Below are 21,063 nucleotides of genomic sequence, written 5' to 3' on the forward strand. Positions count from 1 at the left end.
GATTAGGATCCCGTCCGAGTTCTCGATCGCCTCCTTGAAGGAGCGTCCTTCAGGCGGGTAGTCGGCGTCGTAGTCGGAACTGTAGAGCGGCAGGTTGCCGATAGGGATCTCCGTGAATTCGAGCCCATCCGGGGCAAGACGGATGAGTGCTTTCGAAAGGGTGCGGTTGATGGACCCGGAGGCGAGGCTCCCTATGAGGTAGCCGATCTTGTACGTGGCCATGGGCTTGTTGATCCTTCCCGGACGGCGCGAGACCGTCCTCGTCCGGTTCGGTAGGGCGGGTGGTACGGGACTGTGCCCCGCACCACCCGCCTCAGTCCAGCACGAGGACGCCGTGGGCGCGAGGCTTGGACTGATACTCGTCGAATCGCCTCACACGGCCTCGGTCCGCCTGCGCAAGCCCGCCGACATGCCCGAGAGCGAGACAGCCGAGACGGAGAGCAGCACCAGCGCACCTACAGGCCCTAGGACTGCGGCTGGGGCTCGCTCGACGTACGCCATGCCCTCGGCGAGCACGAGGCCCCAGTCCGGATGTGGCGGCTGTGGGCCCATTCCCAGGAAGCCGAGCGCCGCGAGCGCGAGCGCCGTGCCCGGCAGCCGGAGTGCGGCGTGCCGGACGATCGGCCCCACGACCGCAGGCAGGATGTGCTTGAGCATGGTGCGGACTCGGCCCGTGCCGAGCACAGGCGCGATCTCCACATGTGCTTGCGCTCTCGCTTCGGAGATGAGCGCTGCCGTGTGAGCTGCGAGCGGCGCCCATCCGACGGCGCCCACCGCGATGGCGGCACCCGCGCCTGAGGCCCCCATGAGGGCGACGACGACGAGACCCGCAATCACGGGAGGGACCGCCTTGGCGACCTCGATCGGTCCGCGAGCGGCGGGACCGCATAGTCCGATGACGAGCCCTGCAGCGAGGCAGACCGCGGTGACGAGGGTGGCGGTTCCGATGGTCGTAAGCGCGCCGTGCGCGACACGGGCCAGCAGATCCCGGCCGCTCGCGTCAGCTCGGAACGGGATGGCTCCCGACGGCGGCGCGAGCCTCGCGTGCGCGGACGAGTATGCGTCCCTCGGCAGCCCTGCGACGATGAGGCCGGCCAGGGCGAGGAGGGAGGCGGCGGGGACAAGCCAGGCGCGTCGGGTGGTGGCGCTGGTGGGCGCGGCCACCGGCACGGCCGCCGCCCGCATCGCCGGGCCGAGCAGCACGTGCCTGAGGACGCCGGCGGCGGCCCCGAGCACCGTCGAAAGCACCATGAGCAGCATGACCCCGGCCTGGATGGTTGGGACGTCCTGAGCCGCAACGCCCCCGAGCGTTGCACGTCCGATGCCGGGGATCGCAAAGACGCGCTCGACGGCGATGGCCCCGCCGACGAGTCCTACGAGCACGAGCGCGAGCTGAGGAAGGACTGAGGGCAGGCTGCGCCGGAGTGCGTTGAGGGCAATGGTCCGCCGCGAATAGCCGGAGACGATCCATGTCGCGACCCATTGTTCGCTCAGTGCGCTTGCCAAGGAGTCGGAGACGAGTCTCCCGAGCAGGCCCCCGGCAGGAACGCCGAGGGCCAGAGCGGGCAGGACCGCCGACGACGCGCCAGACCACCCATACGGCGGGAACCAGCGGAGCCATACCGCTCCCACAACGAGCAGGAGGGCCGAGAGCAGGAACTCGGGCAAAGAGGTGAGTGTCGCGGCCATCGCCCCGGACGTCCTCGCGGCCTGCCCGTTGAGTCCACGGCGCAGGGTCGCCACGTTGAGTGCGACCGCGACCACAAGGGCCACCCCGAACGCCGCGGCCATGAGACTGAGCGAGACGAGCATTGCATGGACCATGCCGGGCAGCACCGGACGACCGCTGACCCAAGAGACACCCCAGTCGCCGGTCAGCACCCGCCCGAACCAACCGACGAACACGGCAAACGGTCCCGCGTCGAGACCGAGTTCCTGCCGGATAGCGCCGAGTGCTTCCGGAGTCGCCTCCTGCTCCGCGGAACGCGCTCGCAGGATCGCGAGCGCGGGGTCGCGCGAAGAGAGCCACGGCAGGATGCCGAGCAGGAACACGACGAACGCGATCGTCACGCATCTCGAGACGGTTGGAATTGGAGGCACGATCCCCGGTCGTCGCGACTTCCTCATGCTCAGTGGGCCCCGCGCGATGCTGAGCTCTGGGCCATGATGAGGGCCCGTTCCCGCGGGTCGCGCGCGACGCCGGAGACGCCCGTCGCCTCGCCTTGGATCACACGCTCGTGCAGCATTGGGATTGCCACATCGCGCTTGAGGATCTCTGCTTCGGCGGCCATGACTGCAGCCCTCCGCTCAGGCCCGGGCTCAGTGGACGAGGCCTTCTCGAGCGCCCTGTCGATCTCTTGGTCGCAGACGTGGGCAATGTTGAACGAGCCCTTGCAGGAGAAGTCGCTGAACATGTAGGCGACGGGGTCTCCAGAGTCGAGGACGGTGGCTCGGGACAGGATGACGGCGTCGAACGCTCCCGCGAGCATGTCCTTCTCGAAGTGCGCGTATTCGCGGACAACCTGCTCCACGACGAAGCCAGCCGCCTCGAGCTGCTGTTCGACGAGCACTGCGACCTCGGGGAGCTCCGCCCTGTCCGAGAAGGTTCCGAGCCGGATCTTGGCCCCGGCGGGGGAACCCGGCTCTGAAATCGATTGGCTGCTTGCGCGCAGGGCGGCTGCCCATGGGAGGGCTGGCCCAAGGAGACCGGCCGCGACGTCGGCCCGACCCTCGTACACACTCTTGACGATGTCTCCGGGATTGAGCGCCTTCCGTGCCGCGGCTCGAAGGCCCGGGTCGGAGAATGGCCCCGTCGCATTGTTGAGGTAGAGCGTATTGGTTCGAGGCATCGGGACCTCGTGGATGAGCTTGCTGTCCAGGAGAGGTGCTTGGGAGACGGGGATGGCCTCGACCACGTCGGCCGAATCGGTGCGCAGGGCCGCGCCGCGCGCGGTGCCGTCGGGGACGAACGAGACGTCGATGCCAGCCGCCGTCGAGCGCTTTCCCCAGTAGCGGTCGAAACGGTCGAGCGTCGCGGTAGAGGTGCCGTTGACCGCGACGAGCTTGAATGGCCCGGAGCCAGTGCCGACAGGGCTTACCGTGCCGTCGGCGCGGTAGGCGCTCTCGGCGAGGATCGCAAGCTGAGGGCTCGAGAGGCGCTGGGGGAGGAGCGGGTCGACCGCCGCAGTCGCGATGCGCACTCTATGCTCGCCCTCAGCTTCGGCGGTCAGCTGGACGCCGTCTAGGATCCGGGGCTTCGGTGCGGCCTTGGTTGCACGGACGAGTGTGTTGGCGACAGCGGCTGCCGTCAGCTTGGTCCCGTCATGGAACTCGACATCTTCGCGCAGGATGAACTCCCACGCTTTATCGCCCACACGCTTCCATTCGGCCGCGAGGTGCGGGAGCGCCTCGCCGTTCTCATCGAGCGTCACGAGGGTCTCAGCTGTTGCCCAGCGGGAGAGCTTGAACGCGTCGTCACTGAAGGGCGTGAGCCCCGAGCGCGGAGGCTGCAGCATCGCGAGGCGGATGCGGCCGCCGTTGTCTGTCGTGCTCGAGGTGCTCGGCGAGCATCCTGACATTGCCGCCGCAAGGGCGAGCGAGGTGCCCCCAGCGCGCAGGGCATGGGCGATCTTCATGGTTGTTGGTCCTTTCTCGGTGCAAGGGTGTGGCTTAGGTGCGAGGTGAGGTTTAGAAGGGCAGCGGCGGGATTGCGGCGAGCAGCTCCCGCGTTCGGGCGTGGCGGGGGTTGCGGAGGAGGTCGAGCGTTCGTCGATCCTCGATGACACGCCCGTCATGCAGGACGAGCGTCCGGTGGCACAGGCTCGCGACGACGGAAAGGTCATGCGACACGATGAGCAGGCCCATGCCTCGCTCGTCGGCGAGGCGGGTGAGGAGGCCGACGACGCGCTCGCGGGTCGGGAGGTCCAATCCGCTCACGGGTTCGTCGGCGAGGAGGAAATCGGGGCGCACCACGATGGCGCGGGCGATCGCGACGCGTTGGGCCTGGCCCCCCGAGAGTTCGTTCCGCCGCCGGGCGAGGTGGCTTCGGTTGAGTCCCACGCATTCCAGGGCGTCGACGACGGCCGCCTCGCGGTCGCCGTCGTACCCGAGGCTCTCGAGGGGCTCAGCAACCAGATCCCGTACTTCCATGCGGGGATCGAGGGTGTTCGCCGGGTCCTGTGGGACGTACTGGACTCGCCGCCGGTACCAGCGGAGCTCACCGGAGTTCGCCGGACGGATCGTCTGCTCGTCGCACCGCACCCTGCCGCTGTCAGAGTGCTCGAGCCCCAGCATGATCCTGAGAAGGGTCGTCTTGCCTGAACCGGAGACGCCGACGATGCCCACGCGCTCAGAGCGAGCGATGGCGAGATCCGTCGGGTGAAGGCCGACGCGTTCGAGAGCGGGTTCGTCCGCGCTTTGAACGCGTGCCTTACGGAATCTCGGGGGGAAGGACTTGCTGAGACCCGCGACATCGAAGAAGGCGGCGGTTGTCTCGGTGGGCTTGCTGGCAACGTCCGGCGGTCCTGGGCGACGAGCGCTCTCGAGCGATGCTGTTCGCGCTGCCCTCACAAGGGCTTGCGTGGACCCATTCTGAGGGCGCCGGAAGATCTCGCGGAGTGGCCCGCTTTCCACGACATGCCCATTGTCGAGGATGATCGCATCGGTGCACATTGCGGCCGCGACTGCGAAGTCGTGGGTGATGAAGAGCACCGAGAGTCTTTCCGCGGCTGCGGTCTCCGACGCGAGCACGTCGAGGACGTGCGCCTGGGTAACGACGTCGAGCGCCGTCGTAGGCTCGTCCGCAACGAGGAGCCGCGCCTCGCACGCGAGGGCGAGTGCGATGCAGGCCCGCTGTCGCTGGCCGCCGGAGAGTTCTTGCGGAAACGCCTCGAGGAGATGCGCGGGGAGGCCCACGCGCTCGCCGAGTTCGGCTGCCGCGCGGTGCGCCTCCGCGCGCGCGAGGCTTCGGTGCCGGCGCAGGGGGTGGGCGAGCTGCTCCCGAACGCGGACAAGCGGGTTGAGGGCCACTGCCGAGTCTTGGAACACCATTGCGGGCCGCGCGACTGGCAGCCGCTTCGCGGTCGGGACTCCGAGGACCTCGACTCCGTGGACCTTGATGCTCCCTGTTGCCACGGCCCCCGCCGGTAGCTGACCGACGATGGCGCGTGCGATAAGCGACTTCCCCGACCCCGAGGCCCCGAGGAGACACGTGCGCCGTCCGTCGCGGATCGTGAAGGAGACGCCATCGACGAGAACCCTTCCCTGCAGGGAAATTCGGAGATCGTCGACGTCCAGAGCTGCCACGGGCTTCCTCGCTTTCTATTGCTAACGAGAAACATTAGCAATAGAAAGCGAGGTGCTGGTGCTTCAGTGGCCGGCCTCAGTGGAGCGCCTCAGTGGACGGCCTCAGTGGAGCGCCTCAGTGGACGATGAGGGGAGGGCCTCGGTGGATAGGTTGAGTCGGAGGGCGTCTCGCGGCGAGGCAGCCTAGCGCCCGTCCTGGCCGAGCCGCTTGAGGTAGGTCTCGACGTCGTACGGGCTGCCTTTGTCCTCGTTCGCAAACCCCGCATGTGGCTGCTCTGGGATGCTTCGGCGGGGGCCGCCGTCGTCTGCGTCGAAGGTTGTGGGCCTCTCCTGGCGCGCACGGCGATAGTGCCGGTTCTCGTAGCTCTGCCGGCGCTGTCGCCTCGCTGCGGAGAGTCCGAAGCCCATGAGGATGAGCAGTACGAGCGGGGCTCCGTCGGCGCGGCCGAGGGAGAAGATCACGATGAAGAGGAGCGCAAACGCGAGCCATTTGCCGCAGATCGCGAGCACGTTGAGGGCCCAGCTGTCCCTCCCGCCGCGCCAGAGCGGGCGCGGATCGATGTTGAGCGCGGCGAGAATGCGTTCGGCCTGACCCACAGTGAGGCCCCGCAGGCTGGGCCGAACGCCCGTCTCCTGCCGGACGGCAGCGCGCACATACTCAATCTGGTAGGGGAGGGCAGGCGGAGTGCCGTCAGGCGCGAGGAGTTCGCGCCACCGGTCGGTCGTCTGCGGGGAGACAAGACCGAGCCCGTTGCGGCGGGCGCGGGACGGCTGCTGTGGGCGGCGGCGCACGGCGCGCGCGACGAACGACGGCGCCGATGCTGGCGCCGATGCTGGCGCTGGTGCCGGTGCTGCCGCCGGGGCTCGTGGCGGTGCTGTCGCCGGGGGTGCCGTGCGCTCCGAGGGAATCGCCGGGAAGCGTCGCGAGCTCTTGGGATTGCGGTAGTGGAACCGTGCCACGGAGGCCCTCCTCTCGCCCTTCTATTCTAGGCTCACGCGCACTGCAGGGGCCCGTGAGTCTGGCGGGCCTGATTGCTGCCCGGGCTTGGGTTCTGGCGGGATCCAGCTCGTGACGAGTCACTCGAAGCGGGATGCGTCTCCAGCTCCTTGGCGCGCCACTTCTGCGTAGCCACCGGAGAAGTCGATCACCGTCGTCGGCTCGGTGCCGCAGTCGCCAGCATCGACGACCGCGTCGAGGACGTTGTCGAGCCGGTCCTTGATGTCCCAGCCATCGATGAGCGGGTCCTCGTCCCCCGGCAGAAGCAGGGTGGACGAAAGGATGGGCTCGCCGAGCTCCGCTACCAGCGCGCGGACAACATTGTTGTCGGGGATGCGCACGCCCACCGTCTTCTTCTTCGGGTGCAGCATGCGGCGGGGGACCTCCCGCGTCGCGGGGAGGATGAACGTGTACGGGCCGGGCGTGACGCCTTTAATGGCCCGGAACACATCGTTGTCGATGTTCACGAGCTGGCCGAGCTGGGCGAAGTCGCGGCAGACGAGGGTGAAATGGTGCTTGTCATCGAGCCGCCGGATCTGCCGGATTCGGTCGAGGGCTTGCCGGTTGCCCATCTGGGCCCCTAGGGCGTAGCACGAATCGGTCGGGTAGGCGACGAGCCCTCCGTCTTGCAGGATCCGTACGATCTGACCGATCAGGCGGGGCTGAGGGTCCACCGGGTGGACGTCGAAGTAGCGCGCCATCCTCGTAAGCCTACGCGGATTCCCGGCACGCCGAGGCCGCGTCCTTATTTTGTCGGACGGAAAACCTAGCCTCGAAGTATGAGCGCACTTGTTGTTGAAGAACTCGAACTCCATCCACTGGCCAGCCCGCATGCGGTTCAGGCCGAGGACGTCTGCCAGGACTGCGGAGCGGGGCTTGCCGAATCCGACGAGGTTCGCTGCGCGGACTGCGCCGATCTAGCCGCGCATGCCGAATGCCGTGATTGCGGCGCCGTCCTCCGAGACGCGGACATCGATGCCGGTGCCTGCGCTGACTGCCTCGCCTAGATTCCGCCCCGCCTGGCTTCCGGGCCGGGCTGGCTTCGGCCTCGCTTAGCCCTCAGCGACGCACCCTCGGGCAGTAGGGGCCCGTGCCTGTAGGGTAGTAGGGCGCATTCGGCGCGTATCCGCAGGTCAGAGGAGGATTCGGCCGGATGATGGGCCCTCACCACGCCGCGTGCGGCGCCGCAGCCTGGGTCGCTGTCACGACCCAAGTCCACCTCGATCTCGCACCGCTTACGGCGGTCCTCGGCTGGGGCCCGGCGAGCCTCGACCTCGGTTCGCCTCTCCTGCACGCTTCGCCGCTCGGCGTCGTCGCGGGCGCCCTCGTGACGGCTGGCGCCGCTCTCCTCCCTGATGCTGATCATCCGAGAGCGACGATCGCCCACTCCCTTCCGCCCGTCTCGCGATTTGCATGCGAAGGGATCGGCGCTGTCGCAGGCGGCCACCGCAACGGAACGCACTCCCTGCTCGGAATAGCCGTGTTCACGGCGATAGCCTGGGCTGCGGGACGGTGGACGGCGGTTGTGCCCATGCTGGGGACGCTTCACATCGGCACCCTTCACATCGGGACGCTCCATGTGGGGGCGGGCCTCGTCTCGCTCCTGCTCGTCGCATTCGCGGCGAAGGTCTTGGGCGTCTTCCCCGAGGGAGTGCGCCGCATTCCTTGGCTCGTCGCGGTACCCCTAGCCGCGTTCATTGCTGTCTTCGCGCCCCACGAGCAGGACTGGTTCCCCCTCGCCGTCGCTCTGGGATGCTCGGTGCATATCGCGGGGGACATGCTCACGACCGGAGGGTGCAACCTCCTCTGGCCGATTGCGTTTCGCCGCCCCCGGCGCTTCTCCCGAATTCCCTTGCTGGCGTGGATGTGGCGCCCTGGAGGCCATGTCTCGTTTCCCGTTCTCGGTGACGCTGGCTCATGGAGGGAGTGGCTCATGCTCATTCCTGTGGGCTGTTATGCAGTAGCCGGCGTAGGCGGCGCCGTGTGGGCGCTCGGACAAGCGGGTGCAGCGGCCGTAGCCGCCGCTTGGGGGGCACGCTGACGACGCCGGGTAGCCGCTCCGGCTCTTGCCTCTTCTCTGGCTTTGGAGCTTGGCGCTTGGAGTTTGGAGTTTGGAGCCCTTGAGCCTTTCCGCACCTTCCGCTTGAACCGCCGCCTTCCCTTTGCGGCGTTCTGAGCGCCCTGGGTTGTTCCGCCCCTTTACCCCGGCTCGTTCCGCCCGAGAGGTCGTTTCGAGCGCCCTCCGGTTGTTCCGCGCCTACACCCCGGCATACCCCGGCTCGTTCCGGCCGGCCGGGTCGCTCCTGCCCCTTGATGTCGTCCGGCCTTCAGGATCTTCTCTGGCATCGGCCTTCCGGATCTTCTGGGGCTTTGAGCATTCCCTTATTTTGTCGGTCCCCATTCGTAGGCTCGGATTAGCTCTACGGAACGGGTTCTCGGACGATCAGGAGGTGAAGAGGATGAGCGCGGAACAGCACGCTTCTGAAGCCATTGCGGCTGAAAACGGGGCGAAGGGCAGCACTGTCAACTCCGCGGGCGGGACGGCTGACGCGGACAGTCCGTGCACCCCTTGGCAAGAGGACGTCTGGCCCGAGAGCGCTGGCTGGCAGGAGGCCGGCGGCTGGGCGGACCACTCTCTCCTCGCCCCTCTCCTCGGGGATGTTCACGGTGAGGAGATCTTCCATGAGGTCGCCCCGTCTGGCACGGCAGCAGATCCCAACCTCGCTGGGGCCGATGCCGGCTCAGCAGATCCCAACCTTGCTGAGGCCGATGCCGGCTCAGAAGACCCCAACCTTGCTGAGGCCGACGCAGACTCGTGGACCTCGATCGTGGTGTTCGGTGACAGGCCCGACTCGCCGCTGTTGGGGTCCATGGGCCTACCGGCCACCGAGAGCCTTTCCGCGGCGGAGGCGTTAGCAGTGGCCGAATGCGCGGAGCGGGTGATCGGCTGGGCAACAGGCATCCGGCTGCGGGCGTTGGCCCGTCTCGAGCCTGCTCTGGCCGCCGAGGGCCTCCCGCGACGGGACAGCCAGCCGGTGCGGTTCGGCGGGGACGAGGTGCATGCTCTGGCCGTAGCAGAGGCGGCCACCACGGCCGCGGTCTCCGAGGCGGCCGCAGCAAGACTGCTGCAGGACGCGGCTGACCTGACCGAAACACAGAGCCATGTCCTAGAAGCAGTCCAGACGGGGACGATCTCGTTCCAGCATGCGAGAGTCATCCTCGACCAGGCCCGGACGCTCCCACCCGAGGCTGCCGAGGCGTTCGGGCAGGAGGCTTTAGAGCGGGCAGTGACGCGCAGCGGGCGGCGTCGGACGCCTGCGGAACTACGTTCAGCTCTGAGGCGCCTACGGGAGCGGATGCACCCTGAGACCATCCAGTCGCGAAAGAAGGCGGCAGCACGGGACCGGGGCATCTGGTTCGCTCCAGAGCCTGACGGCATGTGCACCCTTACCGCACTCCTGCCTGCTGAGGTGGGCCTCGCAGTATTCAACGGCCTCGACACGGATGCGCGCACCGCACTTGCTGCTGCCCGCAGGGCCCCTGGCAGGAACAGCGACGAAGGGACTCCTGACGCCCCTGCCGCGGCAGCAGAGGAGCGCACCCTGTCCCAGCTGCGGGTCGATGCCCTGATCCACCGGCTCCTCGGTGTCCCCGATCCTGCGTTTGCCGGGTCTTTCCGTCCCGAGGTCGTTGTCACGATCCCCATCGGTCTCGCCCTGAGCGTCGAGAGTGGGCCCTCTACTCCGGTGCAGGGGCCGATCGACAACGCCCCGGCGGCGCCGATCGACAACGTCGCGCTGGGATCGATCGATCCGTTCGTGGGACCGTTCGCTCGCGTCATGGGAGCGGCCGTCAATCCAAATGGGCACGAGCGCGATCCCGCGCGCAAGCTGACCGCGCCACTCCCTTCGATGGCACAGAGCGTGCCACTCCCTGCGGCGGCAAACGCCGCGCCACTCCTTACCATGGCACAGAACGCCCCACGCCCTGCGATGGCACAGCCTGAGGGACCGGCACAAGCCCAAGGTGTGGCGCAGTTGGAAGGCTACGGACCCATCGATGCCGCCACGGCCAGGCGTCTCGCCTCCCTCGCCCCCAACTGGGACAGGCTCTTCACCGACGCACTCACTGGCGCTGCACTCGGGGTCGGGCGAACGGCATACCGTCCGCCCAAGGCCTTGCGCCGCTATCTCGCCCACAGGGACGGGGGATGCATGTTCCCTGGATGCACTCGACGCGCGAAACTGTGCGAACCGGACCACACGATCGAATGGCAGGACGGCGGGAGAACGGATCCGGACAACCTCACTCTGCTGTGTCGAAGACACCACGCCTTCAAATCCATCGGAGCGTGGAGGTACCGGCACGATCCCCGAGAGGAAGGAAGCCTGCTCCGATGGACGTCGCCCCTAGGCCGCACCTACATTTCTGAAACAGCCGTGACCGAAACGGCGGCGCAGGAACGTGCCCTGCCGACTGCTCCCACACCCTCCGAACCTCAAAACGAGTCCCCGCCGTTCTAAAGCTGTTCCGAGAATCTGAGAGCGGTTCTGAAAGTCTGAGGGCCGTTCTGAGAACCGCTTACCTCTGCATATGGTGTGGCTGGTGCAGATGATGTGGCTGGCTGATGGCGTGGTGCGAGACATCTTGCGGGAGTGCAGATTGTCGGAGGCATAGGGCAAAGTAGTCTCTGTGACCCAGCCTGCTGTCCCTGCTCCTTCACGCCCGCGACCCTCATCCTCGGCCCCCGATAGGAATGCTTCCTCCCAAGAAGGCTCCTCCCAAGAAGGCTCCTCCCAAGAAGGCTCCTCCCAAGAAGGCTCCTCTCAAGAAGGCTCGTCGCAAGTAGAACTGCGTGACGCCTTCCCCGAGAAGACCGCCGAGCAGATCTCCAAGGAGATTGCAGAGAAGATCAACGTCGTTATCGCCCGCGAGCTCGGCGTCAAGACCTGGCAGGTCACCGCTGCCGTAGGCCTTCTCGATGGAGGAGCTACGGTGCCCTTCATTGCCCGTTATCGGAAGGAGGTCACCGGTACCCTCGACGATGCGCAACTCCGTGACCTTGAGGAGCGGCTCCGCTACCTCCGGGAGCTTGAAGACCGCCGGGCAGCAGTGCTCTCGGCCATACACGAGCAGGGTGCCCTCAGCGATCAGCTGCGTGAGGCCGTGCTTCAAGCGGCAACGAAGGCCGAGCTCGAAGACCTCTACCTTCCTTACAAGTCAAAGCGCCGGACGAAGGCACAGATAGCGAGAGAGGCAGGCCTCGAGCCGCTTGCCGATGCGATCATCGCTGACCCGTCGCGCCTTCCAGATGAGGCGGCGTCTTCGTTTGTGAGCGAGGAGAAGGGTGTTCCGAACGCGGCAGATGCACTCGCCGGCGCGCGGGCAATCCTCACCGAACGGGCTGGCCAGGATACCGAGCTCGTTCACGAGCTGCGCGAGCGGCTCTGGACTCGAGGACGCGTTCGTGTGCAGGCTGCGGAGGGCACGAACCCGGAGCTTGCGGGAAAGTACGCGGACTACGCGGACTATGTCCAGCCTCTCGAGAGCCTGCCTGGGCATCGTGTCCTTGCGCTCCTTCGCGGCGAACGCGAGGGCGCTCTCACTGTGGCAGTGGCTGAGGCCGATCCTCGAGACGAGGCAGCCTTGGACGAAGCCCGCGCCGGGTACGAAAATGCAGTCTCGCGCTCGCTCGGGATTCGAGGGGGCGCCGACACCCCGGGCGGGAAATGGCTCGCTCAGACTGTGCGGATCGCGTGGCGCGGACGCCTTCAACCCCGCCTTGAGTCCGATCTCCGCTCACGGCTCTTCGAAGCGGCCGAGGAAGAGGCAGTTCGCGTCTTCGCATCGAATCTTCGCGACGTCCTGCTCGCGGCTCCAGCAGGGAACCGGGCCGTGCTAGGCCTCGACCCTGGTCTCCGGACGGGTGTCAAAGTCGCCGTCGTCGACCGAACCGGGAAAGTTGTGGACACTGCCACGATCTACCCGCATGCGCCCGCGAACAAGTGGAAGGAATCCCTCGCGACGCTCGAAGCGCTCGCCCTCAAACACCGGATCGAGCTGGTGGCGGTTGGAAACGGGACGGCGAGCCGGGAGACCGACAGGCTCGCCGGAGAGCTCTTGGCCCGCCTTCCGCAGCCCGGCACTCTCGCTGCTGGCCAGAAGAACGACGGCGCGATGAAGCCTGCGAAGGTCATCGTCTCCGAGGCAGGGGCATCCGTTTATTCGGCTTCAGCCCTTGCCTCGGCCGAGCTCCCCAACCTTGACGTTTCGCTTCGCGGCGCGGTTTCAATCGCGCGCAGGCTCCAGGATCCGCTCGCCGAACTGGTGAAGATCGAGCCGAAGTCGATCGGGGTCGGCCAGTATCAGCACGACCTCACGCCCGCGAAACTCGAACGTTCTCTGGACGCTGTGGTGGAGGACTGCGTCAACGCCGTGGGCGTCGACGTGAACACCGCATCGCCCTCGCTGCTCTCTCGGGTAGCAGGCGTGGGCCCCCTCCTCAGCCGCAGCATCGTGGAATTCCGCGACGCTAACGGACCTTTCGCAAGCCGGGCTGAGCTCAAGAAGGTTCCGAGGCTGGGCGCCAAGGCGTTCGAGCAGTGCGCAGGCTTCCTCCGCATCACGGGGGGTCGGGAGCCGCTCGACGCCTCAGCAGTTCATCCGGAGGCCTACGGCTTGGCTCACCGTATCCTCGCAGCGGCGGGGCATGCAGCGGGGACCGGACGACCGGCGGCTCCAGGGGTAACGGCATCGGCAGTCGCGACCCTCGACCCCGCCCAGTTTGCAGACGAGCGTTTCGGGCTCCCCACCGTCAAGGACGTCATGGCGGAACTCGTACGGCCCGGGCGTGATCCTCGCCCGGAGTTCGTGACTGCAGCGCTCAAGGAAGGCGTGGAGACGATCGGGGACCTCAAGCCCGGCATGGTGCTCGAGGGAACGGTCTCCAACGTCGCCGCCTTCGGGGCTTTCGTCGATATCGGGGTTCACCAGGACGGCCTCGTCCATGTCTCAGCGATGAGCTCGAAGTTCGTCTCGGATCCCCGGGAGGTTGTGAAATCGGGGCAGGTCGTGCGCGTCAAGGTTCTCGACGTTGACGTGCCCCGGAAGCGTATCTCGCTTTCGCTGCGGCTTGACGACGAGGTCTCGCGCCCGGGCGAGGACCGCAACCGCGAGGACCGGAATGGCGAGCAGCGGGGAACAGGGGAGGACCGGCGTCGCCCGCGGAACGGCGACGGCGGGCGTAGAGGCGAGGGCGGGCGCGACGGCGGCCGCGGGCGCGACCGGGCGGGCGACGGCGGGCGGGGGGCCCAGGGCGTACCCGACACCGCGCTGGCGGAGGCCTTGAGGCGGGCCGGTTTGGCGAAGTGATCGCCTTAGCGATCGAGAACTGCACGCGCGAAGGGGTGCGCGCAGCTGGCGGGGTGGGCGCTGGCAGGGTGGGCGCTGGCAGGGAGCATGCTGGCAGGGAGCGGGCCGTCTCGATTGGCCAGACTCGGCCCGCTCTGGAAGCATGGCGACGGTGTCGTTTCCTAACCGTCCCCGAAAGGACGCCGCCGAAACGCCTGTTTGGCTGAGGCGGCCTCGCCGACGAGCGAGCCCTTGGAGCCGCCCGCCCCTTTGGCTCGCGGGGGCTGTTGCAGTGGCTGCCGTGGTGTTCGCTCTCGCAACTGTCCCCGTCGTCGTCATGCTCGTCTGCGGCCTCGTCCTCGTTGTCTCCTCCGTTTGGCGACTTCGTTCCCGCCGCGCCGGGGGCACGGGCGCGATCCCTATGGCGTTCCTATGGACCACTCTTGGAGCGCTGGTACTGTCCGCAGGTGCTGTCGCAGTGCGCGGCGTGCTGCCGGAAGGCACAGCGCCGACGGCTGCCCCTGAACCGACGGTGCAGCTCGGCCCCAACCCGGCAGGGTTCTCGAGCTCGCTCGCCGGAGGAGAAACGCCGTCAGGTGCTGTTTCCGCCCCGGCGTCGATCGTCAGGTCCGTCTCGCCGTCGTCCGGGCCGACCCTTTCGCAGGCTGGCCTGATGCCCCAACCGCCCGCCCCACTCCCCGCGCCGGGCACTCCGGCGGCTGGCGCACCGTACGGCGCGCTGGCAGGCGGTGCTGCCGGCGCCCCTGGCCCCGCTGCTGCCGGTGCCCCTGGCGCGGCTGCCGGCGCCCCTGACGCCGCAGCTTCGGGCGGCGGGTCGCCAGCCGCCGCGGCTCCGGGCACCACGGGCACCCCGACGTCGCCTCGGGCCGCAAGCGCGGCGTCGTCGCCCGCACCGGCACCGTCGCCGTCCAGTTCCGCCTCGCCAGAGCCAACCACCTCGGATTCGGCTGCTTCGTCGTCGAAGAGCTGCGGCACGAGCCTGCTCGGGGTGACCGTGTCACTCGGAAAATGCAAGTAAAGAGGCTGACGCCTCAGTAGAAGGGTGAAGGCCACCTCCTGCGGGAGGTGGCCTTCACCCTTTTTTTCGGCCGGCTGGAGCTTAGGGCCTGGGCGTGTTTGCTCCGTGGGAGGCGGCATAGCACAATTGGTCTGTGCGGCATGCCCGCATGCCCACAACTGAACAAGCCTTTGATCTGCGGCGGGAGAGTCCTGCGAGCATGAGCAAGCAGGCGCCGTAGGAGCAACACCTCCCCAGGAATCTCTCAGGCACCTGTACCGCCGCGGCAAGGCGCCTCTGGAAAGCAGTCCCGGTTTCGACCGCGGACTCACCGACGGTGCAAGCCGGCCTGAAGGGCCGGCGGAATCTCTCAGGTCCGATACAGAGCGGGGAGGAACGCGATCGATGCCGTGCAGCGCACGGCCAGAGTATTGGAGTTCCCCCGTGACGGACCACGCAGTTCCCGCAGCCTTCGTCGACCGGCATATCGGTGCGCGGCGCGATGAGGACATCAAGCACATGCTGAACGCGGTCGGCTATGACAGCGCGGACGCGCTGGCCGAGACGGCGGTCCCGGACAGCATCAAGCAGGCTTCCCCGCTCAGGCTTGCGCCGGCGCTGAGCGAGTCCGAGGTGCTGACGGCACTGAGGCAGCTGGCGGGCAAGAACAAGCCGCGCGTTCAGATGATCGGTCAGGGCTACTACGACACGGTCACCCCGGCGGTGATCCGGCGGAACATCGTGGAGAACCCTGCCTGGTACACGGCCTACACCCCGTACCAGCCGGAGATCTCGCAGGGCCGGCTCGAGGCGCTGCTGAACTTCCAGACCGCGGTGGAGGACCTGACGGGTCTCGCGATCGCGAACGCGTCGCTCCTGGACGAGGCCACGGCTGTGATGGAGGCCGTGCTGCTGATGCGCAGGGCGAACAGGAACAAGGCGCTGGCCGGAGCACCCGGCGGCGGCAAGACCGTGCTGGATGCGGACCTGTTCCCGCAGTCGATCGCGATCGTGGTCGGCCGTGCCCGGGCGCTCGGGTTCGAGGTCGAGGTCGCTGACCTGTCGAAGGGCTTGCCGGAGGGGCCGATCAACGGGCTCGTGATCCAGCAGCCCGGGGCGTCGGGGCGGGTCGCGGACGCGACTGGGCTCATCGAGGAGGCCAAGGAGCGCGGGGCGATGGTCACGGTCGCCGCCGACCTCCTGGCACTGACCCTGATCAAGTCCCCGGGCGAGCAGGGCGCGGACATCGCCGTCGGCTCGGCACAGCGCTTCGGGGTCCCGCTGTTCTACGGGGGACCGCACGCGGCGTTCATGGCCGTGCACAAGGGGCTCGAGCGCCAGCTTCCGGGCCGCCTCGTCGGCGTGTCGAAGGACGACGCCGGCCGCCCCGCCTACCGCTTGGCGCTGCAGACCCGCGAGCAGCACATCCGGCGCGAGAAGGCGACCTCGAACATCTGCACGGCGCAGGCGCTGCTGGCGATCGTGGCCTCGATGTTCGCGGTCTACCACGGCCCGGAGGGCCTCAAGGCGATCGCCGAGCGCACCCACGCCCATGCCCGGACCCTGGCCGCGGCGCTCGAGTCCGCCGGGGTCGAGGTGGCCCACCGGAGCTTCTTCGACACGGTGACCGCCCGCGTCCCGGGCCGGGCCGCGGCCCTGGTCGCGGCTGCGGAGGCGAAGGGGATCAACCTCCGGCTCGTGGACGGGGACACGGTCGGGATCTCGTGCGACGAGACGACGACGGCGGAGACCGTGGCGGTCCTCGCGGACGTGTTCGGCGCGGGCCCCGCGGGCGACGGCCTCGACACCGCCTGGGGCGAGGCGGCGTCCGGGTTCGGCCTTGAGGGCGCGATGCACCGCACGGGCCTGTACCTGCAGCACCCGGTGTTCCACGCGTACAGGTCGGAGACGCAGATGATGCGCTACCTGCGCCGTCTCTCCGACCGGGACTTGGCGCTGGATCGGACGATGATCCCGCTGGGCTCGTGCACCATGAAGCTCAACGCCGCCGTCGAGATGGAGGCCATCACGTGGCCCGAGTTCGCCGGCATCCACCCCTTCGCCCCGGACTCCCAGACCGAGGGCTGGCGCGAGCTCATCGCCGACCTCGAGCAGGACCTGGCGGCCATCACCGGCTACGACCAGGTCTCGATCCAGCCCAACGCCGGCTCGCAGGGCGAGCTCGCGGGCCTGCTCGCGATCCGCGGCTACCACCACTCACGGGGCGAGGCCCAGCGCGACGTGTGCCTCATCCCGGCCTCGGCGCACGGGACGAACGCGGCCTCGGCGGTGCTCGCCGGGATGAAGGTCGTCGTCGTCGCCACCGCCGCGGACGGGACGATCGACCACGGCGACCTCGCCGCGAAGATCGAGGCGAACGCGGGCCGCATTGCGGCGATCATGATCACCTACCCCTCGACCCACGGGGTGTACGACGCCGACGTGCGCGAGGTGTGCGACGCCGTCCACGCCGCGGGCGGGCAGGTCTACATCGACGGGGCGAACATGAACGCGCTCGTCGGCTTGGCCCAGCCGGGGAAGTTCGGCGGGGACGTCTCCCACCTGAACCTGCACAAGACCTTCTGCATCCCGCACGGCGGCGGCGGCCCCGGCGTCGGGCCCGTCGCGGCGCGGGCGCACCTTGCCCCGTTCATGCCCGGCGACGCCGCGAGCTGGACCGGCCGCACCGAGGATGGCGGGGAGGAGCACGACCTTCCGGTCTCGGCCTCGCGGTTCGGCTCGGCCGGCGTGCTGCCGATCTCGTGGGCGTACGTGAAGCTCATGGGCGCCGACGGGCTGACCGAGGCCACGAAGTCGGCGCTCCTCGCGGCGAACTACGTCGCCCGGCGCCTCGACGCGTACTTCCCGGTCCTGTACACGGGCGAGGGCGGCCTCGTCGCGCACGAGTGCATCCTGGACCTGCGCGAGGTCACCGCCAAGACCGGGGTCACGGCCGAGGACGTGGCCAAGCGGCTGATCGACTTCGGCTTCCACGCCCCGACCCTGGCGTTCCCGGTCGCGGGCACGCTCATGGTCGAGCCGACCGAGTCCGAGGACCTAGCCGAGGTCGAGCGGTTCATCGAGGCGATGATTGCCATCCGGGCCGAGATCGACCAGGTCGCGCACGGGGACTTCCCCCTCGCCGACTCCCCGCTGCGCCGCTCCCCGCACACCGCGGCCGCCGTCGTCAGCTCTGACTGGGACCGCCCCTACACCCGCGAGCAGGCAGCCTTCCCCGGCCGCACCCCCAGCCAGGACAAGTACTTCGCCCCCGTGGGACGCATCGACGGCGCCGCCGGGGACCGCAACCTCATCTGCGCATGCCCGCCCCTCGAAGCGTTCGAAAGCTAAGGACCACCCCATGACTGCAGAACCTCAGATCGCTGCGAACCAGGCCGAGGAGAAGCGCACCGCGCTGTACGAGAGGCACGCCGCCCTCGGTGCGAGCTTCACAGACTTCGGCGGCTGGCAGATGCCGCTCAAGTACGGCTCCGAGCTCGCCGAGCACCGCGCGGTCCGCGAGGCCGCCGGCCTGTTCGACCTCTCCCACATGGGTGAGGTCTGGGTGACTGGCCCGGACGCGGGGGCCTTCCTGGACTACGCGCTCGTCGGAAAGCTCTCCGCGATCGCCGTAGGCAAGGCCAAGTACTCCCTCATCTGCGCCGAGGACGGCGGCATCATCGACGACCTCATCGTCTACCGCGTCGCCGAGGAGGACTACCTCGTAGTCCCCAACGCGGGCAACGCGGCCACGGTCGCGGCCGAGCTCGAGGCGCGGCGCGACCGCTTCACAGCCGGAGGCAACGCAGAAGGCTGCGCCCTGCGAGATGCCTCGGCCGAGACCTCGCTCATCGCGGTGCAGGGCCCGAACGCCGAGGCGATCGTCCTCCAGCTGGTCTCGGACGAGCACGCCGAGGCCGTCACCGGGCTGAAGTACTACGCGGCCGTGCAAGTCGAAGCCGCCGGCGTGCCCGTGCTTCTAGCACGCACGGGCTACACCGGCGAGGACGGCTTCGAGCTCTTCGTCGCCAACGACCGCGCGGCCGAACTGTGGGATGCCGTCCGCGCCGCGGGGGAGGGCCGCGATCTCGTCCCGTGCGGCCTCGCCTCCCGCGATTCGCTGCGCCTCGAGGCGGGGATGCCCCTGTACGGCAACGAGCTCTCCCGCGAGGTCACGCCCTTCGAAGCGGGGCTGGGCGGCGTCGTCGCCCTCAAGTCCAAGGAAGGCGACTTTGTCGGGCGCGCTCGGCTGCAGGCGAAGAAGGACGACGGCGTCGGCACCACGAGCGGCAGGCGCCTCGTGGGCCTTCGCGGCCTCGGGCGACGGGCCGCACGCTCGCACTACGCCGTGCTCAAGGACGGCCAGAAGGTCGGCGAAGTGACGAGCGGCCAGCCCAGCCCCACGCTCGGCTACCCGGTCGCCATGGCCTACGTCGACGTCGAACTCGCCGAACCCGGCACGAAGCTCGAGGTGGACCTGCGGGGCAAGGCCGAGCCGTTCGAGGTAGTAGCACTGCCGTTCTACAAGCGACAGAAGTGACTGAGAGGAATCCCCAGCCATGAGCAAAGTCCAAACCGGCCTCCGGTACTCCGAGGAGCACGAGTGGCTTGACACCGATGCCGCGCCCGCAAAGATCGGCGTTTCCGCTGTCGCGGCCGACGCGCTCGGCGACGTCGTCTACCTCGACCTCCCAGAGGTGGGCAGCGAACTGACGGCGGGCACGACGTGCGGCGAGATCGAATCGACCAAGAGTGTCTCCGACCTGTACTCCCCGGTGAGCGGCACCGTCGTCGAGATCAATCAGGAAGCCATCGACAATCCTGCCCTCGTCAACGAGGACCCGTACGGAGCGGGGTGGCTCTTCACCGTCGAGGTCACGTCCGAGGGCCCGCTGCTCTCTCCGGAGGAGTACGCCTCCAAGAACGGCGGAGAACTCTGAGCCGACGGGTTCGCGCTCGGCGGTTGTTCACTTGATCTGAGGAGGGAATCCGACATGGCCGTCGGCGTCTTCGAATTGTTCTCGGTGGGCATCGGCCCCTCGAGTTCGCACACCGTGGGGCCGATGCGGGCCGGGGCGGTGTTCGCCCGCGAGCTGCGGGAGCGCGGCATCCTGGGCGAGGTCGCCTCGCTGCGGGTGGACCTGTACGGCTCGCTCGCGGCGACAGGCCGCGGCCATGGGACGTTCACGGCTGTGCTCCTCGGGCTCGAGGGCTTCGAGCCCGAGGAGATCCTTCCGGAGCAGGTTGAGGAGCGGCTGGCCTCGATCGCGGACACGGGCAGGCTCGAGCTCGCGGGGAGCCGGGAGCTCGAGTACGGGGTGGAGGACATGGTCCTGCACCCCCTCACGGTCCTGCCGCGGCACACGAACGGGATGCGCTTCCAGGTCGCGGACGACGGCGGCAGCCCCCTTCACGAGGCCACGTTCTTCTCCGTGGGGGGCGGCTTCATCGTCCGTGAGGGTGAGGAGGAAGCGGCCCAGAAGGAGCTCGAGGAGTCGAAGCAGGAGCTTCCGTTCCCGTTCCACACGGCAGCGGAGCTCATGGGCCGGTGCGCCTCGAAGGGCCTCTCGATCAGCGAGATCATGCTGGTCAACGAGAAGGCTTCCCGCAGCGAGGAGGAGATCCGGGCGGGCCTGCTGCACATCTGGGAAGTCATGGAGGCCTGCGTCGAATCCAGCCTCAAGCGGGAGGGGCTCCTGCCGGGCGGCCTGAAGGTCCGCCGTCGTGCGCCCGACTGGCACGAGCGCCTCCTGAAGGAGGACAAGGACCGGGACCCGATGTATTGGCAGGAGTGGGTCAACCTCATTGCCCTGGCCGTGAACGAGGAGAACGCCTCGGGCGGGCGGGTCGTGACGGCACCGACGAACGGCGCGGCTGGGATCATCCCCGCGGTCCTGTACTACGCGCTCAACTACGCGCCGGGGATGAAGGACGCCACCCAAGAGGACAGGGACGACGCCGTCGTGCGGTTCCTGCTCGCGGCCGGCGCCGTCGGGGTGCTCTACAAGGAACAGGCCTCCATCTCTGGGGCGGAGGTGGGCTGCCAGGGCGAGGTCGGGTCGGCGTCGTCGATGGCCGCCGCCGGGCTGGCCGAGGTCATGGGCGGTACCCCCGCCCAGGTCGAGAACGCGGCGGAGATCGCGATGGAGCACAACCTCGGCCTCACGTGCGACCCGATCGGGGGCCTCGTCCAGGTCCCGTGCATCGAGCGCAACGCCATCGCGGCGGCGAAGGCGATCAACGCCGCCAAGATGGCGCTGTGGGGCGACGGCTCGCACCGCGTCTCGCTCGACGAGGTCATCGTCACGATGCGCGAGACGGGGCGCGACATGAGCAGCAAGTACAAGGAGACCGCGATGGGCGGCCTCGCCGTCAACGTTGTGGAATGCTGAGC

15 protein-coding genes and 2 riboswitches are annotated in these 21,063 nt (G+C 68.5%); of the genes, 9 read left to right on the plus strand and 6 right to left on the minus strand.

Features of this window, described 5'->3' with window-relative positions; genetic code table 11:
- From LK10_RS07870 to LK10_RS07895, 6 genes are all read right to left on the minus strand, one after another.
- A partial coding sequence (locus LK10_RS07870) for an NADPH-dependent FMN reductase (protein ID WP_043122090.1) occupies positions 1-222 on the minus strand: 222 nt, incomplete at its 3' end.
- A 150-nt stretch (positions 223-372) separates the two neighbouring features.
- Positions 373-2,070: an ABC transporter permease subunit gene (locus tag LK10_RS07875; RefSeq protein ID WP_231567683.1), complete on the minus strand. Its 1,698-nt coding sequence runs from the start codon at positions 2,068-2,070 to the stop codon at positions 373-375.
- 59 nt (positions 2,071-2,129) lie between these two features.
- Positions 2,130-3,635, minus strand: a complete 1,506-nt coding sequence (locus LK10_RS07880) for an ABC transporter substrate-binding protein (RefSeq protein ID WP_043122094.1) — start codon at positions 3,633-3,635, stop codon at positions 2,130-2,132.
- Between the two features lie 52 nt (positions 3,636-3,687).
- Positions 3,688-5,304, minus strand: coding sequence for an ABC transporter ATP-binding protein (locus LK10_RS07885; RefSeq protein ID WP_043122097.1), 1,617 nt, complete (start codon positions 5,302-5,304; stop codon positions 3,688-3,690).
- 183 nt (positions 5,305-5,487) lie between these two features.
- On the minus strand, positions 5,488-6,264 hold the full coding sequence (locus tag LK10_RS07890) for a hypothetical protein (protein ID WP_043122099.1): 777 nt from the start codon (positions 6,262-6,264) through the stop codon (positions 5,488-5,490).
- Between the two features lie 117 nt (positions 6,265-6,381).
- A complete protein-coding gene (locus LK10_RS07895) occupies positions 6,382-7,002 on the minus strand; it encodes an L-threonylcarbamoyladenylate synthase (protein WP_043122101.1) in 621 nt (206 codons plus the stop codon).
- Positions 7,003-7,080: 78 nt separating this feature from the next.
- On the opposite strand from LK10_RS07895, the gene LK10_RS07900 reads away from it, so the two are divergent.
- The 9 genes from LK10_RS07900 (at position 7,081) to LK10_RS07940 (ending at position 21,061) form a co-directional block, all read left to right on the plus strand.
- A complete protein-coding gene (locus LK10_RS07900) occupies positions 7,081-7,308 on the plus strand; it encodes a hypothetical protein (RefSeq protein WP_043122102.1) in 228 nt (75 codons plus the stop codon).
- 146 nt (positions 7,309-7,454) lie between these two features.
- On the plus strand, positions 7,455-8,342 hold the full coding sequence (locus LK10_RS07905; RefSeq protein WP_043122105.1) for a metal-dependent hydrolase: 888 nt from the start codon (positions 7,455-7,457) through the stop codon (positions 8,340-8,342).
- A gap of 418 nt (positions 8,343-8,760) precedes the next feature.
- Positions 8,761-10,824 (plus strand): HNH endonuclease, encoded by a 2,064-nt coding sequence (locus LK10_RS20795; protein WP_052207090.1) that lies wholly within the window; start codon positions 8,761-8,763, stop codon positions 10,822-10,824.
- Positions 10,825-11,188: 364 nt separating this feature from the next.
- Entirely contained in the window at positions 11,189-13,672 is a 2,484-nt protein-coding gene (locus tag LK10_RS07915) for a Tex family protein (protein WP_231567687.1), read from the plus strand.
- A gap of 271 nt (positions 13,673-13,943) precedes the next feature.
- Positions 13,944-14,690 (plus strand): hypothetical protein, encoded by a 747-nt coding sequence (locus LK10_RS07920; protein WP_043122108.1) that lies wholly within the window; start codon positions 13,944-13,946, stop codon positions 14,688-14,690.
- Between the two features lie 171 nt (positions 14,691-14,861).
- A riboswitch (glycine riboswitch) is annotated at positions 14,862-14,960 on the plus strand.
- A 4-nt stretch (positions 14,961-14,964) separates the two neighbouring features.
- Positions 14,965-15,056, plus strand: a riboswitch (glycine riboswitch).
- Positions 15,057-15,188: 132 nt separating this feature from the next.
- The gene (gcvP, locus tag LK10_RS07925) at positions 15,189-18,020 is read left to right on the plus strand and encodes an aminomethyl-transferring glycine dehydrogenase (RefSeq protein WP_408021446.1); all 2,832 of its coding nucleotides are present in this window, start codon (positions 15,189-15,191) and stop codon (positions 18,018-18,020) included.
- A 10-nt stretch (positions 18,021-18,030) separates the two neighbouring features.
- Positions 18,031-19,209, plus strand: coding sequence for a glycine cleavage system aminomethyltransferase GcvT (gcvT, locus tag LK10_RS07930; protein WP_052207091.1), 1,179 nt, complete (start codon positions 18,031-18,033; stop codon positions 19,207-19,209).
- Positions 19,210-19,228: 19 nt separating this feature from the next.
- Complete coding sequence (gcvH, locus tag LK10_RS07935; RefSeq protein ID WP_043122112.1) at positions 19,229-19,609, plus strand: glycine cleavage system protein GcvH; 381 nt, start codon at positions 19,229-19,231, stop codon at positions 19,607-19,609.
- A gap of 54 nt (positions 19,610-19,663) precedes the next feature.
- A complete protein-coding gene (locus tag LK10_RS07940) occupies positions 19,664-21,061 on the plus strand; it encodes an L-serine ammonia-lyase (protein WP_043122116.1) in 1,398 nt (465 codons plus the stop codon).
- The last annotated feature ends 2 nt before the right edge of the window (positions 21,062-21,063 follow it).

It is taken from the genome of Sinomonas humi, assembly GCF_000802235.1.
In the GTDB taxonomy this organism is placed as follows: domain Bacteria; phylum Actinomycetota; class Actinomycetes; order Actinomycetales; family Micrococcaceae; genus Sinomonas; species Sinomonas humi.

Coding starts and splice junctions, on each gene's coding strand:
- LK10_RS07880 (WP_043122094.1), bottom strand. CDS start 3,635: ATGAAGATCGCCCATGCCCTGCGCGCTGGGGGCACCTCGCTCGCCCTT.
- LK10_RS07895 (WP_043122101.1), bottom strand. CDS start 7,002: ATGGCGCGCTACTTCGACGTCCACCCGGTGGACCCTCAGCCCCGCCTG.
- LK10_RS07900 (WP_043122102.1), top strand. CDS start 7,081: ATGAGCGCACTTGTTGTTGAAGAACTCGAACTCCATCCACTGGCCAGC.
- LK10_RS07905 (WP_043122105.1), top strand. CDS start 7,455: ATGATGGGCCCTCACCACGCCGCGTGCGGCGCCGCAGCCTGGGTCGCT.
- LK10_RS20795 (WP_052207090.1), top strand. CDS start 8,761: ATGAGCGCGGAACAGCACGCTTCTGAAGCCATTGCGGCTGAAAACGGG.
- gcvP (WP_408021446.1), top strand. CDS start 15,189: ATGCTGAACGCGGTCGGCTATGACAGCGCGGACGCGCTGGCCGAGACG.
- gcvT (WP_052207091.1), top strand. CDS start 18,031: ATGACTGCAGAACCTCAGATCGCTGCGAACCAGGCCGAGGAGAAGCGC.
- gcvH (WP_043122112.1), top strand. CDS start 19,229: ATGAGCAAAGTCCAAACCGGCCTCCGGTACTCCGAGGAGCACGAGTGG.
- LK10_RS07940 (WP_043122116.1), top strand. CDS start 19,664: ATGGCCGTCGGCGTCTTCGAATTGTTCTCGGTGGGCATCGGCCCCTCG.